We start from the raw sequence: 19894 nt of genomic DNA on the forward strand, positions 1-19894 counted from the left end.
ATGTTCCTGCTGCGTCCGCCCACGCCCGCCCAGGTCGCCGCTTTCGTGGCCCGCAGCCGCGAGCAGGCGCCGAGCTACGCCGAAACCGGCTGGAGCCTGGACGGACGCACGCCTGACTGGGCACGCTCCGGGCGTCACCGCGTCCGGGTGGGCGAGGGAGAAGCGTGCTGGGAGCGGGCCAAAGCCGCGCTGCGGGGCGGCCAGATGTTTCAGGACTGGGTGCTGAGGCCACACGGGGAGGCGTCCACACCGCTCTCCCGGCAGGGTGCCACAGTGGTGCTCCTCGTCCGCCACTTCGGGCCGTGGGGACGCAGGAAATGGGGCCTGTACAGCCTGATGACCAACCGGGTCCTGTACCTCGTGGACGAACCGGACCGCTACGGCTTCGGCTACGGCACCCTGCCGGGCCACCTCGTGCGCGGCGAGGAGCGGTTTTTGCTCGAACGGGACGCCGGGGGCGCAGTCTGGTTCGACCTCACCACCTTTTCCCGCGCCGCGCTGCCCTTTTCGCGGTTCGCGCAACCCCTCGTGGGGGCGGCGCAGCGGCGGGGCGCACGGCACTACGCGCGGATGCTGGTACGGGCGGCGGGGTGCTGAGGAGAAGGCCCACCCCCCGACCCTGAAGCGCTTCCAATCCCCGGAACCCTTACAATCCCCGGCATGACCCAGGCACACCCGGAGTGGTACAAGAGCGCTGTCTTCTACGAACTGTCCGTGCGGACCTTTCAGGACGGCAACGGCGACGGCAAGGGCGATTTTCCCGGCCTGACCTCGCGGCTGGACTACCTGAAAAACCTCGGCGTGGACTGCCTGTGGTTGCTGCCCTGGTTTCCCAGCCCACTGCGCGACGACGGGTACGACGTGGCCGACTACCGGGGGATTCACCCTGACCTCGGCACGCTCGACGACTTCAAGGTCTTTCTGCGCGAAGCCCACGCCCGGGGCCTGCGGGTCATCGGCGACCTGGTGACCAACCACACGTCCAGCGACCACCCCTGGTTTCAGGCGGCGCGGCGCGGCCCGACCCTGCCCGACGGCTCGCCCAACGAGTACCACGACTACTACGTCTGGAGCGACGAGGGCAAGGAATACGCCGACACCCGCATCATCTTCACCGACACCGAGGTCAGCAACTGGACGCTCGACGAGCAGGCAGGCAAGTATTACTGGCACCGCTTTTTCGCCAGCCAGCCGGACCTGAACTACGACAACCCGAAAGTGGTGGAAGAACTTCACGGCGCCGCCCGCTTCTGGCTCGACCTCGGCCTCGACGGGTTCCGGGTGGACGCCGTGCCCTACCTCATCGAGCGCGAGGGCACGAGCTGCGAGAATCTGCCCGAAACACACGAGATTCTCAAGGGCTTCCGGGCGATGGTGGACCGCGAGTATCCGGGGCGGCTGCTGCTTGCCGAGGCGAACCAGTGGCCCGAGGAAGTCGTCGAGTACTTCGGCACCGAAGCCGAGCCCGAGTTCCACATGTGCTTCAACTTCCCGGTGATGCCCCGGCTGTACATGAGCCTGAAAAGGGAGGACACCTCCAGCATCCGCGAGATCATGGGCCGCCTGCCGAAAATCCCGAGTTTCGGCCAGTGGTGCACCTTCCTGCGCAACCACGACGAACTGACGCTGGAAATGGTCACCGACGACGAGCGCGCCTTCATGTATGCCGCCTACGCGCCCGACGCCCGCATGAAAATCAACGTGGGCATCCGCCGTCGCCTCGCGCCGCTGCTCGACAACGACCGGCGCCGCATCGAGCTGCTGAACACTGTGCTCCTCGCCCTGCCCGGCAGCCCCATCCTGTACTACGGCGACGAAATCGGCATGGGCGACGACCTCGGCCTGCCCGACCGCAACGGCGTGCGCACCCCGATGCAGTGGAACGCGGGCACCAGCGGCGGTTTTTCCACTGCGCAGCCCTCCGACTGCTTTTTCCCGCCGATTCAGGACCCGGTGTACGGCTTCGGGCGCGTCAACGTGCAGAGCCAGCTCCAAGACCCCAGCAGCCTGCTGAAGTGGACCGCCCGGCAACTCGAACTGCGCCGCGCCCACCCCGCCTTTGCGCACGGCGACCTCACCTTCATCGAAACCGGCAACCCCGCCATCCTCGCCTTTACCCGCCAGTACGACGGCGAAACGCTGCTCATCGTCAGCAACTTCGCGGGCAACGCCCAGGCCGGGCTGCTCGATCTCGCGCCCTTCGTGGGCCGCGCCCCGGTCACACTTTCCGGGGCCAGCCCGCTGCCGGTGGTCACTGGAAACGGCCAGTACCCGGTGGTGATGGGCAAGTACGACTATTACTGGCTGCGGTTGAATTGAAGCCAATTGCGGTTGAATCGCTCACCCTGAGCGATGAAACCCGACTTGTAAAGCTGCTCAGCAGAGCGGAGCGAGAAGCAAAGAAGACGTGCTGCGGGACTTGTAAAGCTGCGAAGCAGAGATGGACTGAAATCCAGTTCTGTTCTGGATTTTAGGGAATCGGACGCGGTACGTCTGAAGCCAAACAAAGAAGCGCCTCCCCGCCTGTTTCCAGCGGCAGGGAGGCGCTTTCTGTGGCCCAACTACTTCAGCACGCCCATCCACACCAGCGCGCCCCAGATCAGCAGCGGCCCGATGCAGATGCCCGCCACCAGTTTGAAGATGCGCCAGAGGTCGGTCAGCAGTTCACGCATGGGCCGAGGCTATCAGTCCTCGGTTGCCGAAACCGTTATCCATTCCCAGCGCGGCAGGTCTTCGCAGAGGACTTCCAGAAAATGCGACTCGGAAATGATGAGCAGGTGGCGATACCGGGGTTTGGCAAGCATCTGCTGGCGCATGTCCTCTTTGCGCCGTGCCACCTCCTCCTCAAATTCGGCCTGCTGCTCTGGCGTCGGCCCGGCTTCACCTGTCCAGAAGAAAACTGGATGATGGCCGCTCTCCTCCAGCCCCGCGCCAGGTGAAAAAAACCGGCCCGTGCCCTTTCCCGTCGCCCAGTCCAGCACCGGCTCACCATAAGGCGGGAAAACGTCGGTATTCCCGTTCTGTTCCAGAATCTGCTCAATCCAGGGGTTGGGGTCACTGACTATTTCCACGAAAGGACCGGACGCGGCGCGGGCGGCCTGATAGCCCTTTTCAGCGGCGAAAATCGGCCCGGCATAGAACTCTTCATAACTTTCCAGGGCAAAAATGCGGCCTTTCCAGGTGAGGCGTAGAGCGCGGCTGTGCTAAAGCGGCCACTGGTTCTCTGGGACAGAGACATCACCCGCAGGCTGAAAGCCCTCATAGCTCACGTCCACGATCAGCGTTTTGCTGTGGTGGTGGCGTAGGTCGGTCCGCAGAATGAAAAAGGGCCAGGTCAGTTCCTGCGCCGCCTCTCTCAACCCCTCATCCGGCCAGGGCGCAAACTCCGAACGGGCATAGCGCTCACGCCGGGTCATGGGTCACGCCTCATCCTCGTCGCCCAGGAGCGCCTGCACCTCGGCGGCGAGGTCGAGGCCGTACTTGTAGGCCGCTTGCCCGGCCACCGCCCCGCTGCCGTACTTGACCGGATAGTTCCTCACATCGCGCTCAAAGAGCATTGCTTCGGCGCTCGCGTTGGTCTGCGGCATCACCGTGTTCAGAATCGGCGGGGTGTCCTCGTTGGTGTAGGCGAAGGCCGAGCGCAGGTACTCGGGTAAGTGTTCGAGCCCCTGCTTGTGCTGCGAGGAATTGCTCTGGAACTTGGTCACGACCACGCCGAGGCAGCGAATCTTCAGGTCGCGGTCGCGCCGCAGCTCGTCGATTTTGCCCGCGATCTGCGGAATTCCGTAGGTGCTCATGCGGTCGGGGATGGTCGGAATCAGGTAGTGGTCGCTGACCTCCAGCCCGTTTTGCGTAATGAAGCCCAGGTTGGGCGGACAGTCGATCAGCACGTAGTCGTAGCGCCCAAACAGCGGCCCGATGTACTTCTGCACCACCGCCATCGGGCTCAGGCTGTAGTTGGTCCGGTTGGCGATGTCCTGCATGCGGTCTTGCACGTCGATCAGGCGGATGGAACTCGGCAGCACGTCCACCCGACCGTACTGGGCACTTTCGGGCAACTGGTCGAACACCTCGGGCGGAATGGTGTTGAGGTTGCTCGCCCCCCGCACGATGGCCCGCTCGGGATTGAAGTTGCGGGTGCCGTTCAGCAGGTCGAGAAACAGGTGCGCCAGCGTCTGCCCGCGCTCGTCGGCCTGCTCCCAGCGCTCCTCACCCACCAGAGCCAGGGTCGCGTTGGTCTGCGGATCGAGGTCGAGCACCAGCACCTTCTTTTGCCGCATGAAGGCGAAGGTGTCGGCGAGCTGTACCGCCGTGGTGGTTTTGGCGACGCCGCCCTTGAGATTGATGAAACTGATGACGTGCGGCATGAATGAACCGAGTATAGAACGGGCCGGAGCGGGCCGGCTGACAAACACTCAGCGACCACTCCGGCCCGTTTGGGGAATTGTGCTCTATTCCTGCGCGAAATACGCGGCAGTGATCGCGGCCCCCACCCGGTTGAACTCGGTGAGCAGTTCCTCGAGCGACGGGTTGTCGTCGGTCACGATGTCGCCGATGTGGGCGTATTGCAGCCGCGCCACCAGCCAGCGCGAGAGCCGCAGGATGTCGGGGTGCTGCCCCGGATGCCAGCGCTCGATCTGCGTCAGGGCGTCTTGCAGGTTCTCGGCGCTGTAGCGCACGCTGCGGGGGAAATACTCGTCGAGCAGCAGGAACTCGCTGATCTTCTGCGGCTCGATGCCCGAATGCACCTGTTTGCGGTAGGCCTCGTAGGCGCTCGACCCTTTCAGGACGCTCACCCAGCGCTGGGTCTGTATAGCACGCCCCGCCGGGTCCGATACCGGGGCCGCGTCAATCCCGCGCAGGCGGCTTTGCAAGACCCGCAGGCCGTTGTCGCCGCGCTCGAGCATCTGCCCCGCCCGCATAAAGGCCCAGCCCTCATCACGCGGCAAGGTGGCGAAGGCGATGCCGAAAAACATCTGCGAGGCGTCACGGGCCGCGTTGCAGTACTCGAACAGCCCGTCGCGCTCGAGCAGCGAGTTGCTCTCGAAGCACAGCGTGAGGTAACTGCGGTTGAGCGACTCCCACATCTCGCTCGGGATGCGGTCGCGCAGGCCCCGGGCGTTCTCGCGTGCCCGCGTCACCGAACTGGCAATGCTCGCCGGGTTATCGCGGTCGAAGGCCAGCCACGCGCTCACCGAGCGGGCGTCCACCCGGCCATATTTGGCGCGCAGGTCGGCGCCCCCGCCGGTGTGTTCGAGCAGTGGCAACCAGATTTCCCGCGCCCGTCCGCCCATTTCCAGACTGGCGAAGTAGTTGACGTTGAGCAACCGGGCGGTGTTTTCGGCGCGCTCGACGTAGCGTCCGATCCAGAACAGGCTCTCGGCCAGTCGGGAGAGCAGCATCAGCGGTCCTCCTTGTCGGTCGTGTGCGCGGTGCTTTCGCCCGCCGCGCCCTGGGCTTCCAGGTCATGCGGCTCGATCAGCGGGGGGTGCACCGCCTCCTGCGCTTCCATCTCGACCTCCAGGTCCGACTTCTCGGGCAACTCCGACTGTTCGGGCCGGTCCGTTCCCCCAAACAGTTCCGGCTTTTCCAGCTCCTGCTGGTAGGAGTGCTGCTCCTGGCTCCGTCGGTCCGGCGGCGTGTCTTGCGCGGGCGGCGCGGGCGCCTGCCCCGGCTCCTGCTGGCTTTCCTCGTAGGCGTGCACCAGCGCCTGCTCGGCTAGGGCGTGCTCGACCAGGGCATGTTCGGCCAGTGGGTGCTCGACCAGTGGGTGCTCGACCGGCGACTCGTGGTGCTCGGTGGGCTCCAGTTCGGGCGGCGCGGTCCCGAAGCCGCTCTGCAACTGGCTCTGCGACTGCTGTCCCTGGTCCCCCTGCGACTGCGATTGGCTTTGCGACTGTGACTGCCCGCCGCCCCCACTCTGTTCGCCGCTGCGACTCGCCCCAAGTGTCACTGCCCGAAAGCAGCTGGCTCATGCCACTGGGCTGCCCCGGCCCGTCGTGCTCGAGCACCCAGGTGTCCTTGGACCCGCCCCCCTGCGAGGAGTTGTCGACCAGGCTGCCGCGCCGCAGCGCCACCCGCGTCAGGCCGCCGGGCACGATGGTCACGTCGTGCGGCCCCGCCAGGATGTAAGGCCGCAGGTCGATGTGGGCGGGCTCGAACGCTTCGCTGTCGCCGTAGAAGGTCGGGTGGCGCGAGAGGCCCACCACCGGCTGCGCGATGAACTCGCGGGGCGCGGCCTTGACCTTCTCCACGTACTCGGCGATTTCCTGCCGGGTCGCGGCGGGGCCGATCAGCATGCCGTAGCCGCCCGCCTCGCCCACGCCCTTGAACACCAGCTCACTGGCGTGCTCCAGCATGTAGCCGAGGTGATCGGGGTTCATCCCGAGGTAGGTGGGCACGTTGTTCAGCTTCGGTTCTTCGTTCAGGTAGTAGCGAATCATGTCGGGCACGTAGGCGTACACGGCCTTATCGTCGGCCACCCCGGTCCCGATGGCGTTGGCGATGGCGACCCGGCCCTGACGGTAGACCTCGACCAGCCCGGCCACCCCCAGCGCACTGTCGCGGCGGAAGGCGAGTGGGTCGAGGAAATCGTCGTCCACCCGGCGGTAGATCACGTCCACCTGCTTGCGCCCACCTGTCGTCCTCATCCACACCCGCCCCGCGTCCACGAACAGGTCGCGCCCCTCGACGAGCTGCACCCCCATCTGCTGCGCGAGGTAGGCGTGCTCGAAGTAGGCCGAGTTGTACATGCCCGGCGTGAGCACGACCACCGTGCCGTCCTCGCGCGGCGACATCGAGTTGAGCAGCGTCAGCAGCGCGGTGGCGTAGTGCTGCACCGAGCGCACGCCCTGGCCCTCGAACATGCCGGGATAGATGCGGCGCATGGCGTCGCGGTTGGACAGCAGGTACGACACGCCGCTCGGCGAACGCAGGTTATCCTCCAGCACCAGGTATTCGCCCTTCTCGTCGCGGATCAGGTCGGTCCCGACGATGTGGGTGTAGATGCCCTGGGACACGTTCACGCCGTGCACCTCGCGCCGAAAATGGGCCGAGGTGTAGATCAGTTCGGAGGGAATCACGCCGTCGCCCAGAATCTGCGCGTCGTGGTAGATGTCGTTCAAAAAGGCATTGAGCGCCCGGACCCGCTGGGTCAGCCCCGCTTCGAGATGGGCCCACTCTGAGGCCGGAATAATGCGCGGCACCGGGTCGAAGGGAAAGGTGCGCTCGGTGCCCTGGGCGTCGCTGTAGACGGTAAAGGTAATGCCCTGGTTGCGAAAGGCGAGGTCGAGCAGCTCGGTGCGCCGGCTGAACTCGGACACCCCCAATTGCTCCATGTATTTGCGCACGCCGGCGTAATGGGGGCGCAGCTCTCCCGCCGGGGTGAACATCTCATCGAAAAAACGCTGTCCTGGGTCGTAGTTCATCGGCACGGCGGACTTCCTCCCTCTCTGGAATAGCGCTCAGCATAGCGGAGGCGCGTCCCGCTTTTGCCTGCGCGGCCCGCGCCAGCGGCAAACCACAAAAAACCCCCAACCACGTGGGCTGGGGGCTGCACTCCGGTGGAGGAAGCGGTCGTCCGCTCCGCTCAGGTGGTCAGGCCGGGGCCTGTCCACCCAGAGCAGGCTTACTTGAGTTCGACCCTGGCGCCAGCAGCTTCGAGCTGGGCCTTCATCTTCTCGGCTTCGTCCTTGGCGACGCCTTCCTTCAGCACGCCACCCTTTTCGCTCATGTCCTTGGCTTCCTTCAGCCCCAGGCCGGTGATGCCGCGGATTTCCTTAATGACGTTGATCTTGCTTGCGCCAGCGTCAATGAGCACCACGTCAAATTCGGTCTTCTCTTCAGCAGCGGGGCTCGCGGCGCCGGCGCCGCCACCACTCACGGCCACAGCGGCAGTAACGCCCCAGGTTTCCTTGAGGCCGTCGATGAGGTCCGCGAGTTCCATGATGGTGAGCTGGCCGAGTTGGTCAATCAGAGCTTGTTTGTCGTATGCCATGTGTATGTCCTCCAGAAGTGGATTTTAGGGAAAGAGAAATGCAGGGAAGGAGAAGCGGGCGCTTTAGGCGCTCTCGCTGCCGCCCTCGCCTTCGAGTTTTTCGCGGTACGCTTCGAGGATGCCCACGAAGTTGCTGAGGTGAGCGCTGAGCACACCGACGAGTTCCGCTTGCAGGGTGGTCTTGCTGCCGAGGCTTGCCAGACGCTGCACGACGGCCACGTCCACTTTGCTGCCCTCGACGAAGCCGCCCTTGACCGTGGGGATGCCGCGGTCGTTTCTGCCGGCCGCGTCGCTCAGGGCCTTCGCCACACCGGCGGGGTCTTCCTGGGCGAGCACCAGAGCGCTCGGGCCCTTGAGGGCGTCGTCGAAGTCACGGCCGCCTTCTTGCAGGGCGAGGTTGAGCAGGGTGTTCTTGGCAACGATGAGCTGCCCGCCCTTTTCACGGATGTCTTTGCGCAGTTGCGTGAGCTGCCCGGCGGTCAGGCCCTGGTAATCGACGACGTAGAACGTCTCGATGCCCTGAAGGCTGTCCTTGAGGCTGCCCAGCGTCTGCTGGTTCTTTTCGTTCGCCACGTGTGACCTCCTCTGTGGTGAACAAGTTCAGGTGCAGTATTCGCACAGTCGGCGCTTTCACCTGACAACTCGGCGGGATCTTTAAACGTGGCAAACGTCCCCGCTGTCTTTGATGCCGAATGGAGGGCGGATTGGAAAAGGTGCGAAGATGCACCGGGGTGCCGAAATTGGGAGGAAAGAGGCTCTCAGTCCCCTTTCCGGAGGGGTTACGCGAGGGCGGCGCCACCCAGGGCCAGCGGAATGCTGGGGCCCATGGTGGTCGTCAGGTAAGCGCTGCGCAGGAACACGCCCTTGGCAGTGCCGGGCTTGGCGCCTTCGAGGGCCGAGATCAGGGCCTGGTAGTTGGCGCTGAGGTTGCCCGACTCGAAGCTCGCCTTACCGATGGGCGCGTGCACCACACCGGTCTTGTCGTTGCGGAACTCGATGCGACCCGCCTTCAGGCCACGCACCATGCCCGCCACGTCGGCGCCCACGGTGCCGCTCTTGGGGTTAGGGAGCAGACCGCGCGGCCCGAGCAGACGCGCGAGCTTCTGACCGATCTGCGCCATCATGTCGGGGGTCGCCACGACAGCGTCGAAGTCCATGAACCCGCCCGCGATGCGCTCGATCAGCTCATCGCTGCCAACCACGTCGGCGCCGGCGGCTTCGGCGGCCTGGACGTTCTCACCCTTGGTGATCACGGCCACGCGCACGCTGCGGCCCGTGCCGTGCGGCAGCGCGACGGTGCCACGCACGTTCTGGTCGCTCTTGCGGGGGTCGATCCCGAGGCGGAAGTGCACTTCCACCGTTTCGTCGAACTTGGCGGTCGCCAGTTCCTTGACCAGCGCGGCGGCTTCGTCAATGGAGTACTGCTTGTTGCGGTCGACCTTGCCTTCCAGGGCGCGGTAACGCTTGCCGTGCTTAGGCATTGGGGCCTCCTTCCACAGTCACGCCCATGCTGCGGGCGGTGCCGGCGACCGTGTTGGCGGCGGCTTCGACGCTCCCCGCGTTCAGGTCGGGCATCTTGGTCTTGGCGATTTCCAGCACCTGATCCCAGTTCAGCTTGCCGACCTTGGCCTTGTTGGGGGTCGAGCTGCCCTTGCCGATGCCTGCCGCCTTGCGGATCAGGTAGCTCATCGGGGGGGTCTTGGTGATGAAGGTAAAGGAGCGGTCGGCATAGATGGTGATCTCGACGGGGATGATCGCGTCACCCTTGTCCGCCGTCTGGGCGTTGAACGCCTTAGTGAACTCCATGATGTTCGCGCCGTACTGACCGAGCGCGGGACCGACAGGGGGGGCCGGGGTGGCCTTGCCCGCCGGGAGTTGCAGTTTGACAATCCCTGCGACTTTCTTCATTGCGTTCCTCCTTAGCTCCCCCAGTCAGGCGCGGCCTGCCGGGGTGCTGACGCTAAGTTCTGCCCGGCTGAACCAGACAGCAACTTTTCAAGTGTAGCGGTTTTTGGTGGTCCTGCCAAGCTGCTTGCCCCTGACCGTTTCTAGCCCGGGGACAAGACTTACTTGGCGACCTGCGAGAAGTCGAGTTCGACTGGCGTCTCGCGGCCAAAGATGCTGACGAGCACCTTGACCTTGGCCTGAGGCGCGTTGACCTCGCTGACCACACCGCTGAAATCGGCAAAGGGGCCGGAAGTGACGCGCACCATGTCGCCGGCCTTGAGGTCGACCTTGATGCGCGGGGCTTCCTCGACCACCGGCTGCGCCGCCACACCCACCGAAGTCAGCAGGCGCTGCACTTCTTCGGGCGACAGGGGCACCGGGCGGGTTGCCGTTCCGACGAAGCCGGTCACGCCGCTGGTACCGCGCACGACTTCCCAGGATTCGCCGAGTTCGCCTGGCGCGTCATCATCCTCGACATCCATCTGGACAAAAACGTAGCCGGGGAACAGCTTGCGCTTGACGTTGACCTTCTTGCCGCCTTCCTGAATTTCGACGGCTTCTTCTTCGGGCTGGAGCACCTGGAAGATCTTGGTGCGGTACATCCCCAGACGGCGGGCGCGGTCCATGAGCTGGTCCTGCACCCGGTCTTCCTGACCGACGTAAGTGTGGACGGCGTACCACTCGATACTCATGTGTTTACCTCCACGCCAGCGCGGCCTTGATGGCCGTTCCAAAAAGCAGGTCCAGCGCCCAGACGATCAAAGTCAGGGCCACCACGAAGATCAGCACCGCCTGCGTGCCTTCGAGCACGTCCTGACGGCTGGGCCACGTCACCCGCGACAGTTCCTCGCGGGCGTCACGGAAGTACTGAATCAGGTTCATGCCCTACCTGCCTCACATGGCAGAAAAAGGCTGAAGCTGCCCGGTTTCCGTATCAGGAAACCAGTGGCAGACTTCAGACCTTCTTCTCCCGGAAGACCACGTGCTTCTTGGCGACGGGGTCGTACTTTTTGAGTTCCAGCTTGGCCTGGGTGTTGCGGCGGTTCTTGGTGGTCGTGTAGTAAAAGCCCGTGCCAGCACTGCTTTCCATCTTCACGATGATGCGGGGTCCGTCTTTCGCCATGATGCTCTCCTTTGCGCAGCCTTCCCTTTGGTCGCCAGGGACCGGGAAAGTTGCTCCCAGCGCCTGCCGGAGCAGGAACAACGCTGGTAAAAACCCGCCGGCTGGCGGGCAACATTCGAATTATAGGCATTCAGGTAGGCAGTGTCCACCCTTGCTGCCTGGAAAAATAAAAAGAAGGGGCACCAAACGGTGCCCCTTTTCCTTCAGAGTATTACTCCAGAACTTTGGAAACGACGCCGGCGCCGACGGTGCGGCCCCCTTCACGGATGGCGAAGCGCAGGCCTTCTTCCATGGCGATCGGCTTGATCAGTTCCACCGTGAAGGTCACGTTGTCACCGGGCATCACCATTTCCACGCCTTCTTGCAGTTCCACCACGCCCGTCACGTCCGTCGTGCGGAAGTAGAACTGGGGGCGGTAGCCACCGAAGAACGCGCTGTGACGGCCCCCTTCGTCCTTGCTCAGCACGTACACGCTGGCTTCGAACTTGGTGTGGGGCTTGATGCTGCCGGGCTTGGCGAGCACCTGACCACGTTCCACGTCGTCGCGCGCGACGCCGCGCAGCAGCACGCCGACGTTGTCACCAGCCATCCCGGAGTCGAGCAGCTTGCGGTGCATTTCGATGCCGGTCACGGTGGTCTTGCGGGTGTCGGTCAGGCCGACGATTTCGACTTCGTCCTGGACCTTGACGGTGCCGCGTTCCACGCGGCCCGTGGCGACGGTGCCGCGACCGGTGATGGTGAACACGTCTTCGACAGGCATCAGGAAGGTCTTGTCGGTGTCGCGCTCGGGGGTGGGGATGTAGGAATCGACCGCGTCGAGCAGTTCCCAGATGTAGTCGACCCACTTGTCGGTGCCGCGGGCCATCTTGGGGTTGGACTGCAGGGCTTCGAGGGCGCGCAGAGCGCTGCCCTTGACGACGGGGAGGTCGTCGCCGGGGAACTCGTACTTGCTGAGGAGTTCGCGGACTTCCATTTCGACCAGTTCCAGCAGTTCTTCGTCGTCTACCATGTCGACCTTGTTCATGAAGACGACGATGTAGGGCACGCCGACCTGACGGGCGAGGAGGATGTGCTCGCGGGTCTGGGGCATGGGGCCGTCAGCGGAGCTGACGACGAGGATGGCGCCGTCCATCTGCGCCGCGCCGGTGATCATGTTCTTGACGTAGTCGGCGTGGCCGGGGCAGTCGACGTGCGAGTAGTGCCGGGTTTCGGTCTGGTACTCGACGTGGGCGGTGTTGATGGTGATGCCACGGGCCTTTTCTTCGGGGGCCTTGTCGATCTGGTCGTAGGCCAGGGTTTCGATGGTGGGGTCAGCCGAAGCGGCGGTGAAGGTGATGGCGGCGGTGAGGGTGGTCTTGCCGTGGTCGACGTGACCGATGGTGCCGATGTTCACGTGGGGCTTGGTGCGCTCGAACGTTCCTTTTGCCATGAGTCTTTCCTCCTGGGTTTTGCCCGCAAACGGGCAAGCCTGAACACTATATCAAAAGTGCGCGGGCTGGCGTAGGGCCATGCTCGGTCAAAATCGAAATGCGGCCCTCTTATCCGGGCCGCATTTCTTCGTTGGAGCTCCTGATCGGACTTGAACCGATGACCTCTCCCTTACCAAGGGAGTGCTCTACCGCTGAGCTACAGGAGCGTAAAAAGCGGGAAACGAGACTCGAACTCGCGACATTCAGCTTGGGAAGCTGACGCTCTACCAACTGAGCTATTCCCGCGCGGTGGTGGGCAGGGGCGGATTCGAACCGCCGTACACTTACGTGAACAGATTTACAGTCTGTCGCCTTTAACCACTCGGCCACCTACCCAAGTTGTCACTGCTCTCACTCGCCCGACTTGTCCGAAGACAAGACTTGGAGCCACCCAGGAGAATCGAACTCCCAACCTTCCGATTACAAGTCGGGTGCTCTACCAGTTGAGCTAGGGTGGCACCTTCGCTGCACGGAGGGGGTTTCAAGGAAAACCCGGCCTCTGGGCGCGGAAATTCGCGTTTGTCGCGCTCACTTCCGGCTGTGAATAGTAGCACCGGTCTCCAAAGCTGTCAATCACTTCTGCGCGTCGGCTGGTGGCGCCTGTTCGCTAAGCCCCTTCTCTGACTTGGCGCGCCCCCGTCTATGCGCCATTTCGCGCATTCACCGCTCGGCCATCAGGCGTATGCTGGCTTGCTTCCACGTCAGGGCAATGCCTCCGCACCTCACTTCCCTGCCGTGTGCTTTTTTCGCCGCCTTTCCCTTCTTTCCTTTTCTTTTCCTTGCGTGAGGTTTTCCTTGGACAGTTTCAGAACCCTGTGGCCGTACCTGAAAATGCACCAGCGGCAGTACCTGATCGGCATCGTGGCCGTGATGATTTCCAACGCCGTGGTGCTGCTGCCGGCCTATTTCATCCGCCTGACCATCGACGGGCTGACCCGCACGCTCGACAACAACCCGGCGACCCCCGGCATCACGGTGACGCAGGCCGGGTACTACGCGCTCGCCATGGTGGCGTCTTCGCTGGTGTCGGGCTCGTTCATGCTCCTGATGCGGCGCATGATCGTGGTCGCGTCGCGGCAAACCGAGTACGAAATCCGGCGTGACCTGTTCGCGCACTTGCAGACGCTCGACAAGAACTACTACGACCGCGCCCGCACCGGGGATTTGATGAACCGCCTGACTGGCGACCTCAGCGCCGTGCGCGAAATGCTGGGGTTCGGGGCGTGGCAGATCGTGAACATCATTTCGGGCTTCGTGACGTCCTTCGCGGTGATGTTCGGCCTGAGCTGGCAGCTCACCCTCATCGTGGTCGCGGTGATTCCGATCATCGTGGGCCTGCTGGCGTACATGGCGCGGCTGATCAACGCCCGGCACAAGGCGGCGCAGGAGCAGAACAGCCTGATCGCTGCCAAAGCGCAGGAGAACTTCAGCGGCGCGCGGGTGGTCAAGGGCTACGCCATCGAGGACCGCGAGATCGAGGAGTACCGTGCCATGAACCTCGAACTGCTGCGGCGCAACATTGCGCTGATCAAGGTGGACGGGCCGCTGCGGTCGTTCAGCAACCTGCTGCTAGGCATCGCCTTCGGGTTGATTCTGCTGGTGGCGGGGCGGCTGATTTTGCGGCCCGATGCGACCTTTACGGTGGGGATGCTGACGCAGTTTCTGCTGTACATCGAGCGCCTCGCTTGGCCGATGCTGATGGTCGGCTGGATCACCGGGGTCACGCAGCGCGGCCTCGCTTCGTGGAACCGCTTACAGGAACTGTTCGACGCCCGCCCGCTGGTGCGCGACGAACCGGGCCGCACCGAGCCGCAGCTGTGGCCGACCCAGGGCGACCTGAGCTTCGAGAACGTGTCGCTGCGCTACGGGCATACGCAGGTGCTCGACCACATCAACCTGCACATTCCGGCGGGCACCTTCCTGGGGATTACCGGGCCGACCGGCAGCGGCAAGACGGTGCTGGGCCAACTGATCACGCGCAGCATGGACCCGACCGAGGGGGTCATCCGCATCGACGGGCACGACCTGCGGACCGTACCGCTCGAGCACCTGCGCAGCGCGATTGCCGTGGTGCCGCAGGAACCTTTCCTCTTCAGCGACACCATCGCCAACAACATCGGCTTTGGGCTGAACAACGACGAACTGCCGCCCGTGCCGACGCGGGTGAGCGTGGTGGGTCTGCCGCTGCCGCCGAACATTCCGCAGCACCCCGACCCCGAGCGGGTGCGCGAGGCGGCGCGGCTGGCGGGTCTCGCCGACGACGTGGAGAGTTTTCCGGAAGGCTACGATACCGTGCTGGGCGAGCGCGGCGTGACGCTCTCGGGCGGGCAGCGCCAGCGCACTGCGATTGCCCGCGCCATCGTGCGCGAGCCGATGATTCTGATTCTGGACGACAGCCTCTCTGCAGTGGACACCGAAACCGAGCGCCGGATTATTCAGGGCTTGCGGCAGGTCGCGCAGGGCCGCACCGTGATCTTGATCGCCCACCGCATCAGCACCCTGCGGCACGCCGATCAGATCGTGGTGCTGGAAGAGGGGCGCATCACCGAACAGGGCACCCATGACGAACTGCTCGCGCTCGGCGGTCACTACGCCGAACTCGACCACCTGCAACGGCTGGCGAGCGACCTCGACGAACATGGGCAGCAGCCCGCGGCGCAGGAGGTGTCCGCATGACCCAGAAGGCTTCCGAATACGACAAGGGCTTCGATGTGGGCCTCACGCGACGCATCATCGGCTACCTCGGGCCGTACAAGACCCTGGCGGCGGCGGGCGTGCTGCTCGCGCTGCTCACGGCGGCCTTGCAGCCCTTGCCCACGTTGCTGCAACGCTACGCCATCGACCACTACCTCGTGCCGTACACCAACGGCAGCAACACGGACGCCGCCGCGCTCTACCAGGGGCTGACCATGGTGGTGCTCGGCTACGTGGCGCTGCGGGTGCTGGAATTTGTGCTGACCTACCTCTCGACCATCACGGTGGGGTACCTCGGCCAGAACGTGCTGCGCGACATCCGCGCCGACGTGTTCGGCAAGTTGCAGCGGCTGCACCTGCGCTACTTCGACCAGAACCCGGTGGGACGCCTGATTACCCGCGTGACGAGCGACGTGGACGCCATCAACCAGTTCATCACCGGCGGTCTGATCTCGATGATGACGAGCACCTTCCTGATCATCGTGTTCATGACCGTGATGCTGACGATCAACTGGCGCCTCGCTTTGATCGCCTTTACGGTGCTGCCGGTCCTGTTCTACGCGACCAATTTTTTCCGGGGCAAGCTGCGCGAGGCGTTCCGGGAAACCCGCACCCAGCAGGCCATCGTGAACTCCAAGCTCAACGAGAACATCACCGGGATGCTGACGGTGCAGCTCTTCGGGCGCGAGCGGCGCAGCGCCCTCGACTTCGACCATTCCAACCGGGCGCTGCTCACGTCGCTGGAAAACTCGGTGAAGTGGTTCTCGCTGTTCATGCCCACCGTGGCGGTGCTGGGGCAGGTCGCCATCGCGCTGGTGCTGTACTTCGCGGCGCGGCAGATTCTGGGCGTAGACGTGGTCGGGACCGGCACGGCGGCGGCCATTTCGGTGGGCACGCTCTTCGCCTTCGTGCAGTGGACGCAGCAACTCTTTCAGCCGATTCAGGACCTCGCCGACGTGTTCAACAACCTCCAGGCCGCCACCGCGAGCAGCGAGCGCATCTTCGGGGTGCTCGACACCGAGGAAGAAATCACCGACAAGCCTGATGCCAAGACCCTGGTGAACTTTCGCGGTCAGGTGGATTTCGACCGGGTGTGGTTCGCCTACAGCGAGGACGTGACGGCGCAGACGCCCGACGAAGACGACCGCTGGATTCTGCGCGACTTCGACCTGCACATTCAGCCCGGCGAGAGCGTGGCGCTGGTGGGCGCGACGGGGGCGGGCAAGACGAGCGTGACCGCGCTGGTGAGCCGCTTTTACGACGTGCAGCGCGGCGCAGTGAGGGTGGACGGCACCGACGTGCGCGACCTCCAACAACACGACCTGCGGCGGCATGTCGGCGTGGTGCTTCAGGACGTGTTCCTGTTCGCCGGCACCATCGAGAGCAACCTGACGCTCGACAACCCCGCCATTCCCCACGACCGCGTGGTGGAGGCGTGCCAGTACGTGGGCGTACACGACTACATCCTCTCGCTGGAGAACGGCTACCAGACCGAGGTGCGCGAGCGCGGCGCCACCCTCTCCACCGGGCAAAAGCAGCTGCTCGCCTTCGCCCGCGCCCTGATTCAGAATCCCGACATCTTGCTCGTGCTCGACGAAGCGACCGCCAACGTGGACACTGAGACCGAGCTGCGGATTCAGGACGCGCTGAAAAAGGTGATGCAGGGCCGCACGTCCATCATCATCGCCCACCGTCTCTCGACCATCGAGCACTGCGACCGCATCATCGTGATGCGCCGGGGCCGCATCGTGGAACAGGGCACGCACGCCCAGCTCATCGCGCAGGGCGGCTACTACGCCAAGCTCAACGCCTTGCAGTACGCGGGGGCAGCAGACTGAACCGCGTTGTCTGACAGAGTGGGGCGCCCCCGAGTCATCCGGGCGCCCCGCTTTTTTTGCTCGCTCCGGCCCCCCGCTCTGTATCCTGAAAGAGTTTCTTTGCCCGGCCCTGACCCTTTCATCACAGCGACTAGGAATACTGACACCATGCCCGAACAATCCGCCTCTGTTTCACCGGCTTTGTCTCAGCCCCCTGCCCAGGCCCAGGTGACGGGGCGCTTTTTGCGGATGCTCAGCATCATTCTGGAATTGCTCGCCGCCGTGCGCGAAGCCGACGAGCGGGCCGAGTTCGGGGGCCTCACGGCGCGGGCGCGGGTGCTGGAAGCCGAAACCAATGCACTGGAACGCGAAATTGAGGACGCCTGCCTGGTGGCTTTCGCGGCGGGCCTGAGCGAGCGCGAACTCGCCTTTTACCTGATGGTGTTTCGCAGCCTCGCCAATCTGGAGCGGGTGGGCGACTACGCCTTCAGCGTGGCCCGCGACCTGGAAACCTACGCGCCGCGCGCCCGCAGCTCGACACTGCAAGACCTGCTGCCCCTCATCCGGCTGCTGAGCGAGATGGTCGAGCGCCTCGCCTACGCCTTTGCCGAGCGCGACCTGACGGCGGCCCGCGACGTGATGCGCCTCGATTTCGAGCAAGTGGACGCGCTCTACGAGCAGATGCAGCGCGCCTCGCTGACCCGGCTGATCGAGCGCCCCGAGGACAACGAGGTGGCGCTGACCGCCGGGCGCATGGCCCGCAACCTGGAGCGCCTGGGCGACCACCTCGTCAACGTGGCCGAGCGTCTGGAAACCCTGATGCTGCACGACCAGCGGGCTGGGCTGCTTTAGAGCATTTGACAGAAAGATGGCACAGCTTTTTGGCGAGCGGACTGGTACAGCTCGCAGAGAGCGAGTGCAAAACATGGAGCAGAACGAACTTGCAAAGCCGCGAAGCGAGAATGGAGCGGCCAGCGTGCTGCTGTCGACGCACGCGTCATTCGAAGAACTGCTCTAGACTGCCCGCCATGTCACAACCGACCGAAATGCCGCGCTGGCGCACCGACGACCTGTACGCCGGGCTGGACGACGCCCGCTTCGACGCCGACCTGAGCAGCCTGGGAGAGCAGGTCCGCGACCTGGGGGAACTGTTCGACCAGAACGGCATTCGCCAGGGTGGGGCGCCCCTCTCGGCGGAGGTGCTCGCGCAGGCCATTGACGCCATGAACAGCACCTTCCGGCAACTCGGCGAGCTGCGGGCGTACATCAACGCCTTTACGTCCACCGACAGCCGCAACGCCGCCGCGCAGCAGCGCATGGGCGAGCTGACCACGCTGGCGCTGCCGCTCTCGCCCTGCGTCGCGCCTGACCGCGTGGCTGGGCAGCGCCGAGGAAGGGCAACTTCACGACGTGCTGGGCAGCTCCGAGCTGGTGCGCGACCACGAGTATTTCGTGCGCCGCGCCGCCGAGTACGCCCGGCACCAGATGACGCCGCCCGAAGAAGACCTCGCCGCGCAGTTGCGGCCCAGCGGCGCGGGCGGCTGGGGCAAGCTGCACGGCAACTTCACCAGCCAGTTGCGCGGCGAGTACCGGGGCGAACTTCTGCCCGTCACGGCGCTGCGGGCATTGGCGACCGAGCCGGACGAAGCGGTGCGCCGCGACGCTTTTGAGGCCGAGCTGAAGGTCTGGCGGGAGAGCGACACCGTGACGGCGGCGTGCATGAACGGCGTGAAGGGCGAAGAAGGCACCCTGGCCCGGCGCCGGGGCTTTGCCGAGCCGCTCGACGTGAGCCTGCTCAACAACGGCATTGACCGCGCCACACTGGACGCCATGCAAGGCGCGGTGGTGCGCTCGCTGCCCGATTTCCGCCGCTACTTCGCGGCCAAAGCGCGGGCACTGGGCAAACAGAAGCTCGACTGGTGGGACCTGTTCGCGCCGGTCGGAGAAACCTCTACAGAATGGACCTACGAAGCCGGCAGCGAGTTCGTGGAGCGGCAGTTCCGGGGCTACTCGGACAAACTCGGTGACTTTGCCGCCCGCGCCTTTGCCGGGGACTGGGTGGACGCCGGCCCGCGCGACGGCAAGCGCGGCGGGGCCTTTTGCATGGGCTGGCAGGGCGACGCGAGCCGCATTCTGATGAACCACAGCCCCAGCCTCGACAGCGTGTCCACCCTGGCCCACGAACTCGGGCATGGCTACCACAACTTCGTCAAGGCCGGGCGCACCCCGCTGCAAAAAGAAACGCCGATGACGCTGGCCGAAACCGCCTCGATTTTCTGCGAAACGATCATCCAGAATGCGGCGCTGCAAACCGCGCAGGGCGCCGAGAAGCTCTACGTGCTCGAAACGCAGCTCCTGGGGCACGCGCAGGTCGTGGTGGACATCCACAGCCGCTTCCTGTTCGAGCGCGCGGTCTTCGAAAAGCGGGCCGAGCGCGACCTGACCCCCCACGAACTATGCGAGCTGATGACGCAGGCCCAGCGCGAGAGCTACGGCGACGCGCTCGCCACGCTGCACCCCTACATGTGGGCCGTCAAGCCGCACTACTACGGCTCGACTTTTTACAACTACCCCTACACCTTCGGGCTGCTGTTCGGCCTCGGTCTGTACGCCCAGTACGAGCAGGCCCGCGCCGAGGGCAACGCCGCCGACTTCCAGCGCCGCTACGACGAGCTGCTCTCCTCCACTGGGCTCGCCGACGCCCGCACGCTCGCGGCCCGCTTCGGCATCGACCTGCACGCGCCCGATTTCTGGGAAGGCAGCCTGAACGTGATCCGCCGCCAGATTGATGAATACGAGCGCGCGGTGAGCTGAGCTATGCCATCGGGGCCAGTCTGACGTGATGACC

The 19894-nt window shown here is 64.7% G+C and carries 17 protein-coding genes, 4 tRNA genes and 2 pseudogenes; 6 read left to right on the top strand and 17 right to left on the bottom strand.

Annotated features, from left to right (window positions below; genetic code table 11):
• Together DR_RS10435 and treS are read left to right on the top strand one after the other, a co-directional pair.
• Complete coding sequence (locus DR_RS10435; protein WP_010888667.1) at positions 1-597, top strand: DUF1990 family protein; 597 nt, start codon at positions 1-3, stop codon at positions 595-597.
• A gap of 63 nt (positions 598-660) precedes the next feature.
• Positions 661-2319, top strand: coding sequence for a maltose alpha-D-glucosyltransferase (gene treS, locus DR_RS10440; RefSeq protein ID WP_010888668.1), 1659 nt, complete (start codon positions 661-663; stop codon positions 2317-2319).
• 365 nt (positions 2320-2684) lie between these two features.
• Here the strand turns inward: treS and DR_RS10445 are convergent, their stop codons facing one another.
• The 17 genes and pseudogenes from DR_RS10445 to DR_RS10525 form a co-directional block, all read right to left on the bottom strand.
• Positions 2685-3071, bottom strand: a complete 387-nt coding sequence (locus DR_RS10445; protein ID WP_010888670.1) for a hypothetical protein — start codon at positions 3069-3071, stop codon at positions 2685-2687.
• Positions 3072-3203: 132 nt separating this feature from the next.
• Positions 3204-3416: a hypothetical protein gene (locus tag DR_RS10450; protein WP_010888671.1), complete on the bottom strand. Its 213-nt coding sequence runs from the start codon at positions 3414-3416 to the stop codon at positions 3204-3206.
• A 3-nt stretch (positions 3417-3419) separates the two neighbouring features.
• Positions 3420-4367 (bottom strand): ParA family protein, encoded by a 948-nt coding sequence (locus tag DR_RS10455; protein ID WP_034351200.1) that lies wholly within the window; start codon positions 4365-4367, stop codon positions 3420-3422.
• An 84-nt stretch (positions 4368-4451) separates the two neighbouring features.
• The gene (locus DR_RS10460; RefSeq protein WP_010888673.1) at positions 4452-5402 is read right to left on the bottom strand and encodes an alpha-E domain-containing protein; all 951 of its coding nucleotides are present in this window, start codon (positions 5400-5402) and stop codon (positions 4452-4454) included.
• Between the two features lie 600 nt (positions 5403-6002).
• Positions 6003-7427 (bottom strand): annotated as a pseudogene (locus tag DR_RS10465) (circularly permuted type 2 ATP-grasp protein); the annotation flags it as partial.
• 200 nt (positions 7428-7627) lie between these two features.
• Positions 7628-7996: a 50S ribosomal protein L7/L12 gene (rplL, locus tag DR_RS10470; RefSeq protein ID WP_010888675.1), complete on the bottom strand. Its 369-nt coding sequence runs from the start codon at positions 7994-7996 to the stop codon at positions 7628-7630.
• Between the two features lie 63 nt (positions 7997-8059).
• On the bottom strand, positions 8060-8569 hold the full coding sequence (rplJ, locus tag DR_RS10475) for a 50S ribosomal protein L10 (protein WP_010888676.1): 510 nt from the start codon (positions 8567-8569) through the stop codon (positions 8060-8062).
• A gap of 206 nt (positions 8570-8775) precedes the next feature.
• Positions 8776-9477: a 50S ribosomal protein L1 gene (rplA, locus tag DR_RS10480; protein ID WP_010888677.1), complete on the bottom strand. Its 702-nt coding sequence runs from the start codon at positions 9475-9477 to the stop codon at positions 8776-8778.
• Positions 9470-9904, bottom strand: coding sequence for a 50S ribosomal protein L11 (rplK, locus tag DR_RS10485; RefSeq protein ID WP_010888678.1), 435 nt, complete (start codon positions 9902-9904; stop codon positions 9470-9472). Before rplK ends, rplA begins: the two co-directional genes overlap by 8 nt.
• Positions 9905-10062: 158 nt before the next feature.
• Positions 10063-10635 carry a transcription termination/antitermination protein NusG gene (gene nusG / locus DR_RS10490; protein WP_010888679.1) on the bottom strand — a complete coding sequence of 191 codons (573 nt, stop codon included), beginning with the start codon at positions 10633-10635 and terminating at the stop codon, positions 10063-10065.
• A 4-nt stretch (positions 10636-10639) separates the two neighbouring features.
• On the bottom strand, positions 10640-10825 hold the full coding sequence (gene secE, locus DR_RS10495) for a preprotein translocase subunit SecE (RefSeq protein ID WP_010888680.1): 186 nt from the start codon (positions 10823-10825) through the stop codon (positions 10640-10642).
• 73 nt (positions 10826-10898) lie between these two features.
• On the bottom strand, positions 10899-11066 hold the full coding sequence (rpmG, locus tag DR_RS10500; RefSeq protein ID WP_010888681.1) for a 50S ribosomal protein L33: 168 nt from the start codon (positions 11064-11066) through the stop codon (positions 10899-10901).
• 211 nt (positions 11067-11277) lie between these two features.
• Complete coding sequence (tuf, locus tag DR_RS10505; RefSeq protein WP_010886954.1) at positions 11278-12495, bottom strand: elongation factor Tu; 1218 nt, start codon at positions 12493-12495, stop codon at positions 11278-11280.
• Between the two features lie 132 nt (positions 12496-12627).
• A tRNA-Thr gene (locus DR_RS10510) sits at positions 12628-12702 on the bottom strand.
• A gap of 6 nt (positions 12703-12708) precedes the next feature.
• Positions 12709-12781: transfer RNA gene (locus tag DR_RS10515), tRNA-Gly, on the bottom strand.
• Positions 12782-12785: 4 nt separating this feature from the next.
• Positions 12786-12871: transfer RNA gene (locus tag DR_RS10520), tRNA-Tyr, on the bottom strand.
• Positions 12872-12917: 46 nt separating this feature from the next.
• Positions 12918-12993, bottom strand: a tRNA-Thr gene (locus tag DR_RS10525).
• A gap of 373 nt (positions 12994-13366) precedes the next feature.
• Here DR_RS10525 and DR_RS10530 point away from each other — a divergent pair.
• The 4 genes and pseudogenes from DR_RS10530 (at position 13367) to DR_RS10550 (ending at position 19860) form a co-directional block, all read left to right on the top strand.
• Positions 13367-15211 carry an ABC transporter ATP-binding protein gene (locus DR_RS10530; protein WP_051618939.1) on the top strand — a complete coding sequence of 615 codons (1845 nt, stop codon included), beginning with the start codon at positions 13367-13369 and terminating at the stop codon, positions 15209-15211.
• Complete coding sequence (locus tag DR_RS10535) at positions 15208-17067, top strand: ABC transporter ATP-binding protein (protein WP_010888683.1); 1860 nt, start codon at positions 15208-15210, stop codon at positions 17065-17067. Before DR_RS10530 ends, DR_RS10535 begins: the two co-directional genes overlap by 4 nt.
• A gap of 147 nt (positions 17068-17214) precedes the next feature.
• Positions 17215-17898 (top strand): phosphate signaling complex PhoU family protein, encoded by a 684-nt coding sequence (locus DR_RS10540; protein ID WP_373969212.1) that lies wholly within the window; start codon positions 17215-17217, stop codon positions 17896-17898.
• Positions 17899-18092: 194 nt separating this feature from the next.
• A pseudogene (locus tag DR_RS10550) lies at positions 18093-19860 on the top strand (M3 family oligoendopeptidase).
• Positions 19861-19894 lie beyond the last annotated feature (34 nt).

The sequence above is a fragment of the Deinococcus radiodurans R1 = ATCC 13939 = DSM 20539 genome (assembly GCF_000008565.1).
Lineage (GTDB): Bacteria > Deinococcota > Deinococci > Deinococcales > Deinococcaceae > Deinococcus > Deinococcus radiodurans.